Annotated in this window: 10 protein-coding genes; 3 read left to right on the forward strand and 7 right to left on the reverse strand. The window is 63.6% G+C overall.

Annotation, left to right across the window (positions count from 1 at the left end):
- The first annotated feature begins 108 nt into the window (after window positions 1-108).
- Window positions 109-1,140 carry a lysine-2,3-aminomutase-like protein gene (locus tag C8264_RS04510; RefSeq protein WP_108459761.1) on the forward strand — a complete coding sequence of 344 codons (1,032 nt, stop codon included), beginning with the start codon at window positions 109-111 and terminating at the stop codon, window positions 1,138-1,140.
- Window positions 1,141-1,384: 244 nt separating this feature from the next.
- Here the strand turns inward: C8264_RS04510 and fabV are convergent, their stop codons facing one another.
- The 5 genes from fabV to C8264_RS04535 form a co-directional block, all read right to left on the reverse strand.
- A complete protein-coding gene (gene fabV / locus C8264_RS04515) occupies window positions 1,385-2,554 on the reverse strand; it encodes an enoyl-ACP reductase FabV (protein WP_108459762.1) in 1,170 nt (389 codons plus the stop codon).
- A gap of 180 nt (window positions 2,555-2,734) precedes the next feature.
- Complete coding sequence (locus C8264_RS04520; protein ID WP_108459763.1) at window positions 2,735-3,382, reverse strand: glutathione S-transferase family protein; 648 nt, start codon at window positions 3,380-3,382, stop codon at window positions 2,735-2,737.
- Window positions 3,383-3,505: 123 nt separating this feature from the next.
- On the reverse strand, window positions 3,506-5,212 hold the full coding sequence (locus C8264_RS04525) for a Rieske 2Fe-2S domain-containing protein (protein WP_108459764.1): 1,707 nt from the start codon (window positions 5,210-5,212) through the stop codon (window positions 3,506-3,508).
- Between the two features lie 202 nt (window positions 5,213-5,414).
- Window positions 5,415-6,308 carry an aromatic ring-hydroxylating oxygenase subunit alpha gene (locus tag C8264_RS04530; protein WP_108459765.1) on the reverse strand — a complete coding sequence of 298 codons (894 nt, stop codon included), beginning with the start codon at window positions 6,306-6,308 and terminating at the stop codon, window positions 5,415-5,417.
- 127 nt (window positions 6,309-6,435) lie between these two features.
- Window positions 6,436-7,209, reverse strand: coding sequence for an SDR family NAD(P)-dependent oxidoreductase (locus tag C8264_RS04535; protein WP_108459766.1), 774 nt, complete (start codon window positions 7,207-7,209; stop codon window positions 6,436-6,438).
- A gap of 354 nt (window positions 7,210-7,563) precedes the next feature.
- On the opposite strand from C8264_RS04535, the gene C8264_RS04540 reads away from it, so the two are divergent.
- Together C8264_RS04540 and C8264_RS04545 are read left to right on the forward strand one after the other, a co-directional pair.
- On the forward strand, window positions 7,564-9,441 hold the full coding sequence (locus tag C8264_RS04540) for an autotransporter assembly complex protein TamA (RefSeq protein ID WP_245892932.1): 1,878 nt from the start codon (window positions 7,564-7,566) through the stop codon (window positions 9,439-9,441).
- Window positions 9,441-13,778 carry a translocation/assembly module TamB domain-containing protein gene (locus tag C8264_RS04545; RefSeq protein WP_108459768.1) on the forward strand — a complete coding sequence of 1,446 codons (4,338 nt, stop codon included), beginning with the start codon at window positions 9,441-9,443 and terminating at the stop codon, window positions 13,776-13,778. Before C8264_RS04540 ends, C8264_RS04545 begins: the two co-directional genes overlap by 1 nt.
- 174 nt (window positions 13,779-13,952) lie before the next feature.
- Here the strand turns inward: C8264_RS04545 and C8264_RS04550 are convergent, their stop codons facing one another.
- Entirely contained in the window at window positions 13,953-15,803 is a 1,851-nt protein-coding gene (locus C8264_RS04550) for an extracellular solute-binding protein (protein WP_245892933.1), read from the reverse strand.
- Between the two features lie 47 nt (window positions 15,804-15,850).
- Window positions 15,851-17,473 carry an ABC transporter ATP-binding protein gene (locus C8264_RS04555; protein ID WP_108459769.1) on the reverse strand — a complete coding sequence of 541 codons (1,623 nt, stop codon included), beginning with the start codon at window positions 17,471-17,473 and terminating at the stop codon, window positions 15,851-15,853.
- Window positions 17,474-17,508: the final 35 nt, after the last annotated feature.

Here is a 17,508-nt window from a genome sequence, read left to right on the forward strand (position 1 = left end):
CCGGCCATCACCCTCGGGCTTGACCCGAGGGGTTTATACTTGCGGTGCGACGGTCCAGTGCAGAGCCCTCGGGTCAAGCCCGAGGGTGACGATCTGTGGTGAGGAGGCATGATGCTTATCAAGACTGCAGATGCGCTTGTCGCGACCGGGCTCGTGGAGGATGCGAGCGGGCTTGAAGCCGTTGCCGCTAAGTATGCCATTGGGATTACGCCGGCTGTTGTTGCGCTGATCGAGGCGGGCGAGCCCGATGATCCGATTGCTCGGCAATTCGTGCCGACTGCGGCAGAGTTGGTGACGACGCCGGAAGAGCGGGTGGACCCGATTGGGGATTTGAGCCATTCGCCGGTGGAGGGGGTCGTGCATCGGTATCCGGACCGGGTGCTGCTCAAGGCGGTGCATGTTTGTCCGGTCTATTGCCGGTTCTGTTTTCGGCGGGAGATGGTGGGGCCGCAGGGGCTGGGGACGCTGACGGCGGCAGAGCTGGATGCGGCGATTGCCTACATCGCGGGGCATACCGAAATCTGGGAGGTGATCCTGACGGGTGGCGATCCACTGGTGCTGTCACCGCGGCGGTTGCGCGAGATTACCGCAAGGCTGGCTGGAATCAGCCACGTCAAAATCGTGCGGTTTCATACGCGGCTGCCAGTGGTAGAGCCACAGCGGGTGGATGAGGCGCTAGTGGAGGCGCTGAAAGCCAGCGGCAAGACGACTTACCTGGCTGTTCATGCCAACCATCCGCGGGAGTTTTCGCCTGAGGCGAAGGCGGCGATGGGGCGGCTGGTGGATGGTGGGATCGTGCTGGTGAGCCAGTCGGTGCTGTTGCGCGGGGTCAATGACAGCGTGGAAACGCTAGCCGAATTGATGCGGTGTTTCGTCGAGAACCGGGTGAAGCCGTATTATCTGCATCATCCGGATCTGGCGCCGGGGACGAGCCATTTCCGGCTGAGTATCGAGGAGGGGCAGGCGCTCGTCGCGGGTCTGCGCGGGCGGATTTCGGGTTTGGCGCAGCCGACTTATATTCTGGATATTCCCGGGGGGCATGGGAAGGCGGATATCGGGGCGGCGGAGATTTCGGGCGGGGATGGGTGTTTTACGGTGCGGGATTATCGGGGTGGGGAGCACCGGTATCCGCCGGAGTAGCGCTCTTCCTTCTCCCCTTTGGGAGAAGGTGGATGCCCCGCTGGATGGTCACCCTTGGGCTTGATCCAAGGGATCTTCACTTCCGTTATCCAGAACAAGTGCAGGACCCTCGGGTCAGGCCCGAGGGTGACGATCGGAGTTTGAAAGGTGCGCCCCGTATCACTTGCCATCTCAGGATGGATCCCGGGTCAGGCCCGGGATGACATCGTGGGGGGGGAGGCCGTGGTGATTGAGCAGTGAAGCCCTAGTTCACCAATTGCGGATCGACGTCTGCCGAATAGTCGACGCCGCCGAAGCCGAAGCCGAAGAGTTTCAGGAACTCGGTGCGGTATTTGGGCAGGTCGGCGAGGGCGGGTAGACTCTCGGTGGTGAGGGCGGCCCAGCGCTTTTTGAGTTCGGCCTGGACGGGCTCGGAGAGTTCCCAATCGTCGACGCGGATGCGGTTTTCGTCGTCGAGGGCTGGGGTGTCCTGGAGCTTGTCGCGGAAGAGGCGGTCGATCTGTTCGATGGTGCCTTCGCCGATGCCCATCTCGTCCATGACCTTGATCAGCAGCGTGCCGTAAAGCGGCACGACGGGGATGGCGGAGCTGGCCTGGGTTACCACGGCCTTGAGCGCCACGACGTTGGCGGCGTTCTCGCCGAAGCGGGAGCGGATGGCGCTGGCGGCACGGTCGAGGTCGCCCTTGGCCTTGCCGAGAGTGCCCTTGTGGTAGATCGGCCAGGTCAGCTCGCTGCCGAGATAGGTGTAGTTGAGGGTGAGGAAACCATCGGCCAGCACGCCCGCGTCGGCGAGGGCGGCGATCCAGAGTTCCCAATCTTCGCCGCCCATGACCTTGACGGTGGCAGCGGCTTCTTCTTCTGTCGCGGGTTCAACCGAGATTTCGGAGACTTCGCCGGTGGTGGTGTTCAGCGTCTTGGAGGTGACCGAGGTGCCGTAGGGCTTGATGGCCGAGCGATAAGTTTCGCCGGTTTTTGGGTCGGTGCGGACGGGGGAGGCGAGGGAATAAACGATCAGGTCGACCTGGCCGAGGTTCGCCTTGATGGCCTCGATGGTTTCGGCCTTGATGGCGTCGGAGAAGGCATCGCCCTCGACCGTGACGGCTTTGCGGCCGGCCGCCTTGGCGCGGTTCTCGAAGGCGCGGTTATTGTACCAGCCGGCGGAGGCGGGCTTGTTTTCGGCGGGGGGGCGCTCGAAGGAGACGCCCACCGTATCGGCATCACTGCCGAAGGTGTTGACGATGCGGGAGGCGAGGCCATAGCCGGTCGAGCAGCCGAGGACGAGGACGCGTTTCCGCCCAGAGGGGATGGGGCCCTTGACCACGACATGATCGATCTGGCGCTGCACATTGGTGGCGCAGCCGACGGGATGGGCCGTGGTGCAGATGAAGCCGCGAATCTTGGGCTCGATGATCATGGGAACACTCCGAAGGTTTTGCCAGGGGAATAGCGGGAATGGGGGCGCGGGGCTAGGGGCACTGTGGTACGCCCTCGTGGTTCGACAGGCTCACCATGAGGGCTGTTGCTACATCGCGCCATAAGCAGACCTCATGGTGAGTGCGAGTTCTTGCGAGCCTCGAACCACGAGGGCGTGGCACTAAGCCTGCTCCAGTGCACGGCCAGCCGGGAAGATGCCGGACATGATTGTAAACCCTGGGATGCGGCGGACGCGGTCGGACCAGCGGCGGAGGGCGGGGTAGTCCTGGCGGCCGATGCCGCCTTCTTCGGACAGCATCACATAGGGGAAGCAGGCGATGTCGGCGGTGGTGGGGTGCGGCGGCGTGCAGAGCCAGTCGCGGCCTTCGCGTTCGCCGAACCAGAGGTGTTCGTCCATGAGGCGGAAAATGCGGTGGGCGCCGGCCTGGGCTTTGGGGACGTCGAAGTCATAATCGAAGCCCAGGGCGAGGCGGGCGGCTGAGGCCGTTGAGGTGATGTCATCGGCAATGGCGTGCCAGCGCAGGATTTCTGCGGTGATGGCGGGGTCATTGGGGAACCATTGGCCGGTTTCGTCGTATTTTTTGGCGAGATAGGCGAGGATGGCGCCGGAGTCGGACAGGACCAGGTCATCGTCCTTGAGCACGGGGAGCTGGCCGAAAGGGTTAAGCTTCAAAAACCAGTCGGATTTGTGCTGGCGGCCGGGGAAGAAATCGACCGGGATGATGTCGTAGCGCAGGCGCAGGATGCTCATCAGCAGGCGCAGCTTGTAGCAATTGCCGGAGAGTTCGAAGTCGTAAAGGGTGATCATTTGTCGTTGTACTCGCGCATTCCATGAGAGCTCATGGTGAGCTTGTCGAACCACGAGGTCGGGAACTCCGATCTCGCCACGCCCTCGTCCTTCGACAGGCTCAGGATGAGGGCTACTGAAATTCTAGATATCCAGCACCAGGCGCGCTGACTTGGCGCGGGAGACGCAGGTGAGGATGGCGGTGTTGGCGCGTTTTTCGCTGTCGTTGAGATAGACGTCCTGGTGGTCGCATTCGCCTTCGATAACGCCGGTGAGGCAGGTGCCGCAGGCGCCTTGTTCGCAGGAGCTGGGGACGGAAAGGCCGGCTTCGCGCATGACTTCCATGATGGTCTTGCCGGCGGGAATTTGGAGCGTCATGGCGGAGCGGGCGAGTTCGACTTCGAAGGTCGAGCTGTCGTCGATGACCTTGTCGTTCTTGAAGTATTCGAAGTGGATGGACTCTTCGGGCCAGCCTTGCGTCGCGGCGGTGACACGGACGGATTCGAGCATCGCAGAGGGGCCGCAAACATAGACGTGCTGGGCGTGGCTCCATTCGCCTAGAGCCTGCGAGATGGTCTGGCCGATCTCGGTGCGGGCAAGGCCCGTGTGCAGGATCACCTTGCCATGCAGGCTTTCCAGATCGGCGCGGAAGGCGACTTGCTCGCCCACGCGGGTGAAATAGTGCAGCTCGTACGGCAGGCGCGACTTGTCGAGGAAGCGCGCCATGGAGAGGAGCGGCGTGATGCCGATGCCGCCGGCGATCAAGACCGTGCGGACGGCATCGCGGCGCAGCGGGAAATTGTTGCGCGGCTCGGAGATGGAGAGCAGGTCGCCTTCGCGGACGGACTCGACCAGAATTTTGCTGCCGCCTTTGCTGGCGCTCTCGGCCTTGACGCCGATGATATAGCTCAGCAGATCGCCGGGGCCGTTGGTGATGGAATATTGCCGGATCAGGCCATTGGGCAGGTGCAGGTCGATATGGGCGCCCGGCTGGAAGGTCGGCAGATGGCCCTCGCGCGGGGCGAGCTCGAAGCCGATGACGCCGTCGGCGCTGGTCCATTTGCGCTTGACCACGACGGTGGTGGTATTGCCGCGCGGAATGGCGATATCGGGCATGGTGGCGAGGTCCACCGAAACCTTCTCGAAGGCCGGCTCCAACGGGGCGGGGGCAGGCTTCTTGCGGGCGGCGCGCTCGAGGCGGTCACGGAGCTTGGTCAGGGTTTCGTTGTAGTGGCGGAGGATCGCAATCGCGTCCTCGGGCTGGCCGGCAAGCACGCCGCGAATGACGGCGCGGCCGCTATCGACGGGCTGGACGAAATAATGGGCATGGCCCAGCCGCACGGCGAGGCCGGGCAGGATGTCCGCCGGCTGGTCATCGGGGGCAAGGCCGATCAGGCCGGCGAGCACGTCTTCGGGCGCGGCATTGACTGGGATGGGACGGAGCGGGAACCAGTCGCCGGTTTCGGCGCCGGGAAAAGGCTGGAAGGCCTGATCGTCATTGGCGGCTGACCAGACGAGGCCAAAGGCTTCGCGGACCGGATAGGTGCGGTTCTGGATGCGGCGGGCGGGGGCGTCGGCGGGGTGGGCGGGGATATAGGTGCAGCCGGCAGAGCGGTTGGCGTAGCGCCAGCCATGGTATTGGCATTTGAGCTCGCCGCCCTCGTTGATGCCGATGGAAAGGCGCACGCCGCGATGGAGGCAGCGGTTTTCCCAGACATTGACGTTGCCGTCATCGGCGCGCCAGACGGCGAGTTCGCGGCCGAGGAGCTGGCCCTGGTAGACGTGGCGGAACGGCAGGTCGTCGGAGCTGGCGATGGGGTACCAGGTGGAATCGGAGAGGGAGAGGGTCATGGTGCGGTACTGGTCGGGATCGCGCCACGATCGTTCTGTAAGTTTGTCGCAGTCCTGGCGTACGGGACTCGATTTGGTTCCTTGCCGAAGTAAGGAAGGGTGGGGCGTGGTTTAAAGGCCCGCGATATCGTGGCTCTCCTACCCCCACCCTTGATCCCTCCCCGCAAGGGGGAGGGGGTCGACTGTGAAATCCTGGCCATCTCTAACCCGCGGCGGGGATGACCCCGTAGGTAACGCCCTTTTGCGACAGCCACCGGCGATAAGCAATGGCGGATTTGTCGGCGCGGATGGGGGTTTCCGAGCGAGGATCGAGGGGCAGTCGCTTGGGGTACTGGTTTTCGAGGATCGGCTTGTCCTGGCCGAAGATCGTCTGCTGGAAGCGGCGCAGCTCGGTAATGGTGGAGGTAGAGTCGATCATCGACTGCAGCAGGTGGGCGCGGCAGCGGTCCTCGGAAACCGGCTGCAGGAAAATGGCGATGACGTCGCGCCGCTCGGGAGCCTCGGGCGAGGATTTATAGAGCACCGAGCAATAGGGGTGCGGCACGCGATAGACGTATTCGACTTCCATGCCGTCGGTGGCCGACAGGGCCGCGCGGGGCTGGAAGAAGCGGCAGCGGGTGGCGAGGACCTCGTCGCGTTCCTCGGAAACTTCGACGTCGTATTCCTTGACCTCGGTGTGGGGTTCGGCGCCCAGGATATCGGTGTGGACGTAAGGGAAGTGGCCCATGTCGAGGAAGTTTTCGACGGCGCGGGGCGCCGAGACGTGAATGCCGATGGAGCCGCAACTCATGTTGACCCGGTCGGGTTCGGCGTATTCGGTAATGGAGAACAATTCCTTGGGCGGGGTGCCGAGGGACGTCCAGACGAAGCCGTAGCCGGTGGTGACGGGAAGGCGATCGAGGATGGTTTCGGGATCGATCTCGTCGCCGGGCTCTTCATCGGTGCAGCGCCAGACAACCGGCACGCCATCACGGTCGCGGGTGAGTGCGAGGGGCGTGTCGAGCAGGGTCGTGCGCGTGATGCTGCCGACCGGGATCTCGTCCGTTGCGGCGATCACCTGCCAGGAATTGAGCGTCAGGGTGTCTGGTGTGGTCATGGTGGTGAGATTACTGCGTGAGAGGCGGAAGGGAAATGGGGAAGTTGGGTGGCACATCCAACCATCTCAGGATGGATCCCGGCTCAAGGCCGGGATGACATTGTGGGTGGGATGAGACCGGGCCCTGCTAGCCGCGATAGATGTCGAAGGGGCCGAAGGCCTGGGTCGTGGCCATGACCTGGAGGCGGTTGACGTTGACGTGCTCGGGCAGGAGCGTCGACCACATTATGGTTTCGGCGATGTCTTCGGCGTTCATCGCCTTGGTGCCTTGATAGGGCTTGGCGGCTTTGGATTCGTCGCCCTTGAAGCGGACCAGGGAGAATTCGGTTTCGGTCAGGCCGGGCTCGATATTGGTGACGCGGATGTTCTTGCCTTGCACATCGGAGCGCAGGTTGAGAGCGAACTGTTTTACGAAGGCCTTGGTGGCGCCATAGACCGAGCCGCCGGGATAGGGGTAGTCGCCGGCGACGGAGCCCAGCGTTACCACATGGCCGCCACCGCGCGCGATCATGCCGGGGAGCAGGGCGCGGACGGTGTAGGCGAGACCCGTGATGTTGGTCGCGATCATGGTCTCCCAATCGGTGATGTCGGTTTCGGCGGCGGGCTGCAGGCCCAGGGCGAGGCCGGCATTGGCGAGAACGACGTTGATGCCGGCGAATGCTGGGGGCAGCGCTGCAATGGCAGCGTCGATGGCGGCGCGGTCGCGCACGTCGAGTTCGATGATGTGGCAGTTCTCGCGGCCCAATTCGTTCTGCAGTTCGACCAGCCGATCATGGCGGCGGCCGGTTGCGATCACCTTGCCGCCGGCCGCAACATAGCGGCGGGCAGCGGCGGCGCCGAAGCCCGAGGTGGCGCCGGTGATGAAGACGACGAAGCGGCTGGGATCGAGCAACTGGTACATGCGGACTTCCGTGAGGTGAGGCAAAGACGCGCCAGTTGAACCAGTGGTGCCGGTACGGTCAACAGCCGTTGCGCAACGGCCACGCTGGACCGATCAAATTTGATGCAAGCGGACAAATGGTTGTTTGTTGGCCGCAAGCAGCCCTAAACTCGCCATGAAATGACCTCCTGTTGGGCGAAAGCCCAGCGTTACAGGGGTATGCGGCAGGGATTTAACGGAATCTTGTTGTCCCGGAGGGAAATTGAGCTTCTGCCTTGGGGATCGGTGCTCTCGCAGCGGCCCCAGTCTGGTTTGAAGTACAAAGGCGGGGTTGGTCCACTGCAAGTCGCGCGGTTAGTAACGAGTATTGGCGCATTGTGTGTTGCGGCAGCGGGCCTGAGCCTTGCGGCTCCGGCCAGTGCATTTGAAATTTTCGGGCTCAAGCTGTTCGAGGACCAGAGCGAAGCGGATGCGGAAGCCGTTATCGCCGATCCGCAGCCTTACTCCGTTTCGGTCGTGGTCAATGCCGCGGGTGAGCTGGAAAATGTCGTGCGCAACGCATCCGCGCTGGTGGCCGACGAGGAGGAGCCTGCCTCCGGCGCGGCCGGGCTTCTGGCCAAGGCGCGTGGCGATTACCGGCGCATCGTGGCGGCACTTTATGACGAAGGCCATTATGGCGGGGTCGTCAGCATCCGGGTGGGCGCCAGCGAGGTCACGAGCCTGCCGCCGGACGTGGAACTGCCCGATCCGGTGCTGGTGACCATCGTGGTCGATCCCGGGCCGCTGTTCAATTTCAACCGCGTCGATATCGTCAATCAGGCGCCGGCGACCAGTGATGTGTTCGACCAGGTCGACCTGCCATCCAACAAGGGGTTTGGCGTGGGTGAAGTCGCCCGGTCCAGCGTGATCCTGCGCGCCGAGAACCTGGCGCTCGAGGCGTGGCGGCAGCAGGGTTATGCCAAGGCGGTGATCGCCAGCAGGGACGTGGTGGCCGACCATGCGAGCAACCTTGTCGATGTGACGATCACGGTCAATCCGGGGCAAAAGGCGGCCTTTGGCGAGGTGACGGTGAGCGGCACGGAGCGCATGGACCCCGCGTTCGTGCGGCGCCAGACGGGACTGACGCCCGGCGAAGAGTTCGACCCCGATGAGGTGGATCGGGCGCAGAAGCGGCTCGACCGGCTCGAAGTGTTTCGCGCGGCTCGGCTCGAAGCCGCTGAGTCCATCGGGCTCGATGGGCTGCTGCCCTATGATCTGATCGTGCAGGAACTGCCCGGAGCCCGCTTCGGCGTCGGCGCGACGTATTCGACAATCGATGGGTTGGGCGTCGAAGCGTTCCATCTGTGGCGGAACCTGTTCGGACAGGCGGAGCGCCTGCGGCTCGATGCGCGTATCGCCGGCATAGGCTTTCCGGTGGAAACCGAGGAATTCGACTATTTCTTTGGCGGTACCTTCACCAAGCCGGGCGTCTTTACGCCTGATACCGATCTGGTGGCCGCGATTTCGGCGGAACGCACGGTTTATCCTACCTATACGGAAACCTCAGCGCTGGGCCGGGTTGGCTTGACGCACATTTTTTCGGACCAGATTACCTTTGAAGGCGGCACACAATTCGAACGCAGTGAGTTCGAGGATGTGTTCGGCACGCGCGATTTTGCTGTGGCCAGTCTTTACGGTGCGGCGACGCTCGATTTCCGCAACGACAAGGTGGATGCCACCAGCGGCTGGTACATGCGGGCCGATATCGAGCCGTTCTATGAATTCAACTACGGCAATGCGGCGGGCCGCGTGACGGTGGAAGGCCGCACCTATTTCGGCTTTGGCGAGGACGATCCGTTCGTGCTGGCTGGCCGGATCAAGGCCGGTGCGGTGATTGGAGCGGACCTCAACGAAATCCCACCCGACCGGCTATTCTTTGCCGGCGGCGGCGGATCGGTGCGCGGGTACGGACACCGCTCGATCGGGGTGGATGACGGCTTCGGCAATATCATCGGCGGACGCTATCTGCTGGAAGGTTCGCTCGAGGCCAGGGCCAAGGTGACCGAGAGCATTGGCGTGGTTGGCTTTCTCGATGGCGGCTATGTTGCCGGCGATGAATTCCCGGGGATCGATGATTTGCGGCTCGGAGCGGGCGTGGGCCTGCGGTATTACACGGGGCTTGGGCCGTTGCGGGCTGACCTTGCCATCCCGCTCAACAAGCAGGACGGCGACCCCGACTATGCGCTGTATGTTGGCATAGGGCAGGCATTCTGATGGCGCGGTTGTTCAACATGCCAAAGCGGCTCGCCTTTTTGATTCTGATGTTGTGCGGGCTGGGCCTTGGCGTGCCTGCTGCCATCGTGGCGCAGGATGTGCTCACGATGGACAATGAAGAGCAGAAGGATTTCCTGACCAATTTCGTGCAGGACCGGCTCTCGACGCCCGAGCGGCAGATCCGGATTTCCAACATCGAGGGAATCCTGGGCTCTGATGTTTCGGTGCGCGAGATCACCATCTCGGACCAGGAAGGTGTGTGGCTGCGCATCAACAATGCCCGGCTGACCTGGAACCAGGGCGCGCTATTGTTTGGTCGGCTGGAAGTGAGCGCGCTTACCGCCGATTCCATCGACTATATTCGCAATGCCGTTCCGGCCGAAGGCGTGGACCTGCCGCCGGCTGAAGCCGGGACGTTGCAGATTCCCGATTTCCCGGTCGCGATCATCCTGCAGCAGCTGAGCGTGCCGAGCGTGACATTTGGGGAAAATGTCTTCGGCCTGGGTTCGCAGATTTCGCTGGCTGGCGGGTTTACGCTCGACAATGGCAACCTGACGACGAACCTTGACGTGGTGCGGCTCGACGGGCCGGGTGGTACGCTCGATCTCGATCTGGCTTATACCGGCGGTGACAATTCGATCGATCTGGGCCTGTCGCTGGTCGAGCCCGAAGATGGCGTGATCGCCAATTTGCTCAACATCGAAAACCGTCCAGCGGTGACGCTGACGCTCAATGGCACGGGGCCGGTGGCGGATCTGCGAACCGAACTGGTGTTGCAGGCCAATGGCCAGACTGCGCTTTCGGGCGTGGCCACCATCCAGCAGCAGGCCGCAGGCTTTGCTGTCGATGCAGATCTGCGCGGGCCGTTGTCGACGCTCGTGGCAGAGCCTTATCGCCCGTTCTTCGGGCCGGAGACGTCGCTAACGGCCAATGCACTGGTGCGTTCAGAGGGCGGGTTTTCCATCTCCGGGCTCCGGCTCAGTGGCGGCCAGCTTTCGCTCGAGGCGGCGGTGGAAACGACGCCGGATAATTTCCTGCGCACGCTGGCGCTCAACGCCGTCATTGCCGATCCGAGTGGCGGCCAGGTGACGCTGCCGGTGCCCGGCAGTGCGACGCGGGTTGATTCAGCCCAACTCGCGATAGCGTTCGGCGGCGAAGGCAGCGAGGACTGGAATTCCACGCTCAGCGTTGCTGGCTATGAAACGGACGGCTTTGCAGCCGAGACGGTTGCGCTGACGGTGGGTGGTGTTGCGACGAATTTGAGCGATCCGGCAACGCGCCGCGTGACGTTCAATGGCGATGGCAGCCTTTCGGGGATCACGGCTTCGGAGGAAGTCGAAGCAGCGCTGGGCGACGGGATCGGCATCGGTATCGCAGGGCTCTGGAACGCGGGCGAGCCGGTGGAACTGGCAGAATTCCGCGTGGTGGGGAACGCGTTGACAGCCATGCTGACGGGCCAGCTCGATGGCCTGGATTTCAGGGGCGACATCGGCCTCGAAACCGCCAGCATTGCGCCATTCTCGGGCCTGGCCGGGCGCGAGCTCAATGGCGCGCTGTCGCTGAACGCAAGCGGCTCGATCATGCCGGTGGTGGGCGGGTTCGATTTGACGCTCGATGGTACGGGCACCGATCTTGCCGTCGGCGACGAGGTTGCGGACCGGCTGCTGGCCGGAACCGTGTCCCTTGGCGGGCGGGTGGCGCGCAACACCAACGGGTTGATGGCTGAGAACTTCCGCATCGAGAACCCGCAAGTGCAGGTGCTGGCCGACGGTTCTTATTCGAGCGAGGTTGCGGATTTCACCTTCAACCTGGATCTGAGTGATCTGGCGCTGCTGTCCGGTCAGGCATCGGGTGCGCTCCAGGTGGTGGGAACGGCCAAGGGCGCCGAGAATATTATCGATCTCAACCTCGATGCGAGTGTGCCGACCGGCACTCTGGCCGATCGACAACTGCGCGAGGCCCGCGTTGGTTTTGCCGGGCAGTATAACGTCGACACCCTCACGGGAACTATCGATGGATCGGGCGCACTGGATGGTTTCCGTACCACGCTTGCAGCGGGGGTGAATGTCACTCCAGACCAGCAGGCGCTGCGCGATATTGCGTTCCAGGCCGCGGGGACGCGGATCACCGGTGAGTTGGTCCGTGTCGTAGAGACGGGCTTGATCGATGGCGGGCTGAACATGGTTTCGCCCGATGTGTCGGTGCCGGCGGCGCTGGCGCTGCTCGAGGCATCTGGCGCCGTGAACGCCGATGTGACGCTGCAGCCGGCCGATGGCAAGCAGGGCGCAGCGGTGCGCGGCGATGTGCGGGACCTTTCGGTCAATGCCATTCGCGTGGGCGCTGCGGATGTGTCGGCGACGATCGGCGATCTGTTCGGCGTGCCGATGATCGATGGCTCGCTCAATGGCCGCGATATCGCGGCGGCTGGCGTCGATGTCCGCACCTTGCGTGCAACCGCGACGCAGAGCGGCACCACAACCTCGTTCGATGGGCAGGCGTCGCTGGCAACGGGCACCGATGTGGATATTGCCGGCTCCCTGACCCCGGTGGAAGCGGGCTACAGGCTGGCACTCGACCGGGCGGAACTTGTGCAGGGGCAATTGTCGGCGCGGCTTGCTCGGCCGACCGTGTTGCAGGTGGCTGGCTCCAGCGTGTCGCTGGATGCGGTGCGGTTTGACGTGGGCTCCGGCTCGATCACCGCCACCGGTTCGGCGGGTGAGGCACTCGATATCGTGCTCGACATCAATGCCCTGCCGCTATCGATTGCCAACACCGTGTCGCCTGATCTGGGGCTTTCCGGAACGCTCAACGGGCGGGCTACCATCGGCGGCACAGGCACCGATCCGCGCGTGCAGTTTCAAGCGGAGGCCCAAGGGATCAATGCGGCGGCGATCGGCGAATTCGGCATCGCGCCGCTGAGTGTTTCGGCCAATGGCAGCTTCGCCGGCAACGTCGTGACGCTGGCGGCGCTGCGAGCGAACGGCTCGGGCGGCTTGACGCTGCAAGGTTCTGGCAGGGTGCCGCTGAGCGGAGGCGGGCTCAATGTGAGCGTCAATGGCTCGGCGCCACTGGCGCTGGGCAACAGGTTCGTCGCTGATCGCGGCGGGCAGTTGAGCGGGGTCGTGACGCTGGACGCCCGCGCAACCGGGAGCCTTGCCGCGCCGCAGTTCGGCGGACGCGTGGCGACGAGTGGCGCCGGTTACGTTGACCCGGAGTTGAACCTGCGGCTGCAGGGCATTGCCGGTTCGGCGAGCCTCAATGGCACCAATCTGACTATCGATGCGCTCTCGGCAAATCTTGCCACCGGTGGCTCGGTCTCCGCTTCCGGTTCGATCGGGTTGACCGGGGGCCTGCCGGCCAATGTGCGGCTGGCCCTCAATTCGGCGCGCTACGCCGATGGCCATTTGTTTGTCGCCACCGCATCAGGCAATCTGGCGCTGACGGGTAATTTGACGGGCTCGCCGCTGTTGAGCGGAGACGTGTTTGTCGAAGAGGCCAATATCACCGTGCCGCAGAGCTTTGGCGGCGGCACGGAGCTGATCGACGTCGAACATGTGCGCATTCCGCCGGCCGTCGAGCAAACTCTGGTGCGGGCCCGCATCGATGAATCCGGCGCCCCAGTGCCGCAGTCGCGGCCGGGCGGGGTGTTACTCGATATCAACGTCAATGCGCCCAATCAGATCTTCATCCGCGGCCGCGGACTGGACGCCGAGGTGGGCGGCACGGTCCGGATCACTGGGCCGATAGGGGATATCCAGCCGGTGGGCGCGTTTGAATTGACGCGGGGGCGGCTCGACATTCTCGGTGAGCGGGTGACCTTCGACAGCGGCACGGTGACGCTTGTGGGTGATCTCGACCCGCAGTTGAATCTGGTGGCCAGTGTCGAGGGCGACGATATCACGGTGTTCGTGACCGTGTCCGGGCGCGCTTCGGACATCGAAGTGAGCTTCTCTTCGGCCCCCATGCTGCCGCAGGATGAAGTGCTGAGCCGGCTGATCTTCGGCCGCTCGATGGGCGAACTGTCGCCGCTGCAATTGGCCAAGCTTGCCGCTGCGGCAGGGGAGCTGGTCGGCGGCGGTGGGGGCGGGCTGGTCGACAGCCTGCGCGGTGCGGCGGGGCTGGATGACCTCGATATCGTTACGGACGACCAAGGCAATGTCGCGGTGCAGGCGGGGACTTATATTCAGGACAACGTGTATCTGGGTGTGCAGGCCGGTGCCGGCGGGCAGAGCCGGGTGACCATCAATCTCGATGTGACGAAGGATCTGAAGGTGACGGGCGCGGCCGGGCAGAATGGGGATTCCAGCTTGGGCGTGTTTTATGAGCGGGACTATTGAGGGCTTGCCCAAAGTTCTCGTAATGAGCCTGTCGAACCATTGGAGATTGCCCGGGTGCAACCCGCGCTCAAGCGAGTGGAGGACGGCCAACGCCACGACCTCGTCCTTCGACAGGCTCAGGATGAGGTCTACTGAAGGGGCCCAGACATCCTGACTTTCGGTCTTGTACCGTGCCTACCGCGCCCCACCCGTCGCGGCCGCCTTGGCTTCGTCGTACCACCAGATGGTTGGGAAGCCGCTGGAGAATTCGGGGAGCGGGTCGGGATGGCTGAAGCGGTTCCAGCGGGCGATGCGGGATTGGCGCAGGGAATAGCTGGGGACCATGAAGTGATGGTGCAGCAGGGTGCGGTCCAGCGCCTTGGTGGCGGCCTCCTGGGTGGCGCGGTCGTCGGCTACGATCAGCTTGTCGATGAGCGCGTCGATGCCCGGATCGGCGATGCCGATATAGTTCTGCGAGCCTTCCTCATCGGCGCTGGAGGAGCCGAAGAAATAGCGCTGCTCATTGCCGGGCGAGAAGGACTGGCCCCAGCCGGAATAGATCATGTCGTAGTCGAAGCTGCGCAGGCGGTTGATGTATTGCGGGCTGTCGACGGAGCGTAGCGAGACGGCAATACCGATCTTGGCGAGATTGGTAACGAGGTTCTGCGCGACCGGCTCGATGGTTGGGCCGTTGAGCAGGATTTCGAAGGTGAAGGGTTTGCCGTTCGGGTCGAGCAGTTGGCTGCCCTGGAGGGTGTAGCCGGCTTCGGTCAATAGCTGGAGGGCGGTGCGCAGGTTTTCGCGCAGCTTCTGCGGATCGCCGCTGACGGGGTTGGTGTATTCTTCAGTGAAGACCGAGGGCGGGACGAGCTCCTTGACCGAGTTGAGGATTTCGAGCTCTTCGCCCTCCGGCAGGCCGCTGGAGCGGAAGGGGAGCCCAAAGAAATAGCTGTCGATGCGCTCGTACTGGCCGAAGAACAGCGTGCTGCTGAGCTGCTCGAAATCGAAGGCGTAGTTGAGCGCTTCGCGAACGCGTTGATCCTGGAATTTCTCGCGGCGTGTGTTGGGAATGAAACCCAACATCAGGCCTGAATTGGCGTAGTCCTGCGGGAAGAGCTCCTGGACGATGCGGCCTTCGTTTACGGCCGGGAAATCGTAGGCAGTGGCCCAGCGGCGGGCCTGGTTTTCCCACCACCAATCGAACTGGTCGCCCTTGAAGGCTTCGAATTGCACGGTGAGGTCGAGGAAATATTCGATGCGGTATTCGTCGAAATTGTTGGTGCCGATGTGGGTGGGGTGATCGGCGCCCCAGTAATCGGCTACGCGCTTGTAGGTGACCGTACTGCCCGCGTCGAGGCCGGCGAGTTCATAGGGTCCTGAGCCCATTGGGGCTTCCAGGGTGGAGTCACCGATATTGCGCTGCCTGCCCCTGGCGTCGCTGCCCTCCCACCAGTGCTGGGGCAATACCAGTAACTGGCCCAGGATCAGTGGCAGTTCGCGATTGCCGGTTTGGTCGAAGGTGAAGGTGACTTCGCCGGGCGCCGTGACTTCGGCGCTGACCACGTTCTTGTAGTATTGCGCCTGGTTGGGATTGAGTTCCTTGGCCTTGTTGAATGACCAGACGACGTCCTCGGCGGTGACGGGCTCGCCATCGTGCCATTTCGCGGCGGGGTTCATGCGGAAGGTCACGGCGCCGTAATCCGGGGCGATGCGCAGGCTTTCGGCCAGCAATCCGTAATAGGAGTTCACCTCGTCGAGCGATGGCGTGAGCAGCGTTTCGTAGACGAGGCCGATGCCACCCGCGACTTCGCCCTTGGGCAGGATGGGGTTGAAGGTGTCGAAGCCCCCCATTTGACCCAGGCGGACGACGCCGCCCTTGGGCGCATCGACGTTCACATAGTCGAAATGGGGGAAGCCTTCAGGGTATTTCGGGTCCTCGCTCATGTTGAAGGCGTGAACCCAGGTGTCGGTTGGCGTTTGAGCGCGGGCGGGGGTGCCAACGCCCAGCGCCATGAGGGCGGTCATGAGGAGAGGGGCGAACTTCATCAGACAGCTCCGGTTTTGCGGATGTTGGGTCAGACTAGGGGCAAAATTCATGGCGCGACAGGGGGATCCAACGATGTTGTGCCGATCTCTGCCACGTCGAAGGCCGCTGCCATCAGGGCCTTTGTGTAGTCCGATCGGGGCGCCAGGAAGATGTCATTGGCGGGGCCGTGTTCGACGATTTTGCCATTGCGCATGACGATCAACTGGTTGGCGAGCGCCCGAACCACCTTGAGGTCATGAGAGATGAACATGTAGGTCAGCCCATGGCTCTGCTGGATATCGCGTAGCAGATCGACGACCTGGGCCTGAATGGAGACATCCAGCGCCGATGTGGGTTCGTCCAGCACGACGAATTTGGGCTCCAGCACCAGGGCGCGGGCTATGGCAATGCGCTGGCGCTGGCCGCCGGAGAATTCATGCGGATAGCGGAAGCGCGCTTCGGGCGGCAGGCCCACTTCTCCGAGCGCCTTGACGACGCGTTCGTCGCGTTGGGCAGCGGTGAGCCGGGGCATGTGGACGGCAAGGCCCTCACCGATGATGCGGTCGACCGACAGGCGCGGGCTGAGCGAGCCGAAGGGGTCCTGAAAAACGATCTGCATATCGGCGCGCAAGGGGCGCATGGCTTTCCAGGAGCGGCCCTGAACCTCGTTGCCCAGGACGACGATGCGGCCATCGGAGGGGATGAGGCGGAGGAGGGCGTAGCCGAGCGTCGACTTGCCCGAGCCGCTTTCGCCGACGACGCCGAGCGTTTCGCCGCGGCGGATGGAGAGGTCGATGCCGTCGACGGCCTTGATGTGGCCCACCGTGCGGCGGAACAGGCCGCGCTTGATGGGGAACCATACCTTGAGGTCAGCGACGTCGACGATGGAGGGGGCCGATGGGTCGGAAGCCGGTGGCGTGCCGCGCGGCTCGGCGGCGAGGAGGTGGCGGGTATAGGCGTGTTGCGGATTGGCAAAGAGCGGTGCGACGGGGCCGGTTTCGACGATCTCCCCCTTGGTCATGACGCAGACCCGGTCGGCGATCTTTTGCACTATGCCCAGATCATGGGTGATGAAGAGCATGGCCATGCCCATGCTCTGCTGCAGGCTTTTGAGCAGGCTCAGGATTTGTGCCTGAACGGTGACGTCTAGGGCGGTGGTGGGCTCGTCGGCGATCAGCAGGTCCGGCTCGTTGGCGAGCGCCATGGCGATCATGACGCGCTGGCGCTGGCCGCCGGAAAGCTGGTGCGGGTAGGCGCCGAGGCGGCTGGCAGGATCGGGAATGCCGACTGCGTCGAGCAGTTCGATGGTGCGAGCGCGGGCGGCGGTGGTGCGCATGCCCCGGTGGATGGCCAGCACTTCGCCAATCTGGCGCTCGACCGTGTGGACCGGATTGAGCGAGCTCATCGGCTCCTGAAAGATCATCGAAATGTCGTTGCCGCGAACGGCACGTAGCTCTGCCGGCGAAGCGGTGATGAGGTCCTGGCCCTTGAACAGGATCTGGCCGGAGAACTGTGCAGAGGGCGGGAGCAGTTTGAGGACGGACAGGGCGGTGACGGATTTGCCGGAGCCGCTTTCGCCAACGAGCGCGACGGTTTCACCCGGGGCAACGTCGAAGGAGAGGTTTTTCGTCGCGTCGTTGGCGCCGAAGCGAATGGTGAGGTCGCGAATGGAGAGGAGGGGGGTGGTCATTTGCGTTCACCCGCGATTTTGTGCCCGCACCGATC

The organism is Devosia naphthalenivorans (assembly GCF_003056355.1).
GTDB lineage: Bacteria > Pseudomonadota > Alphaproteobacteria > Rhizobiales > Devosiaceae > Devosia > Devosia naphthalenivorans.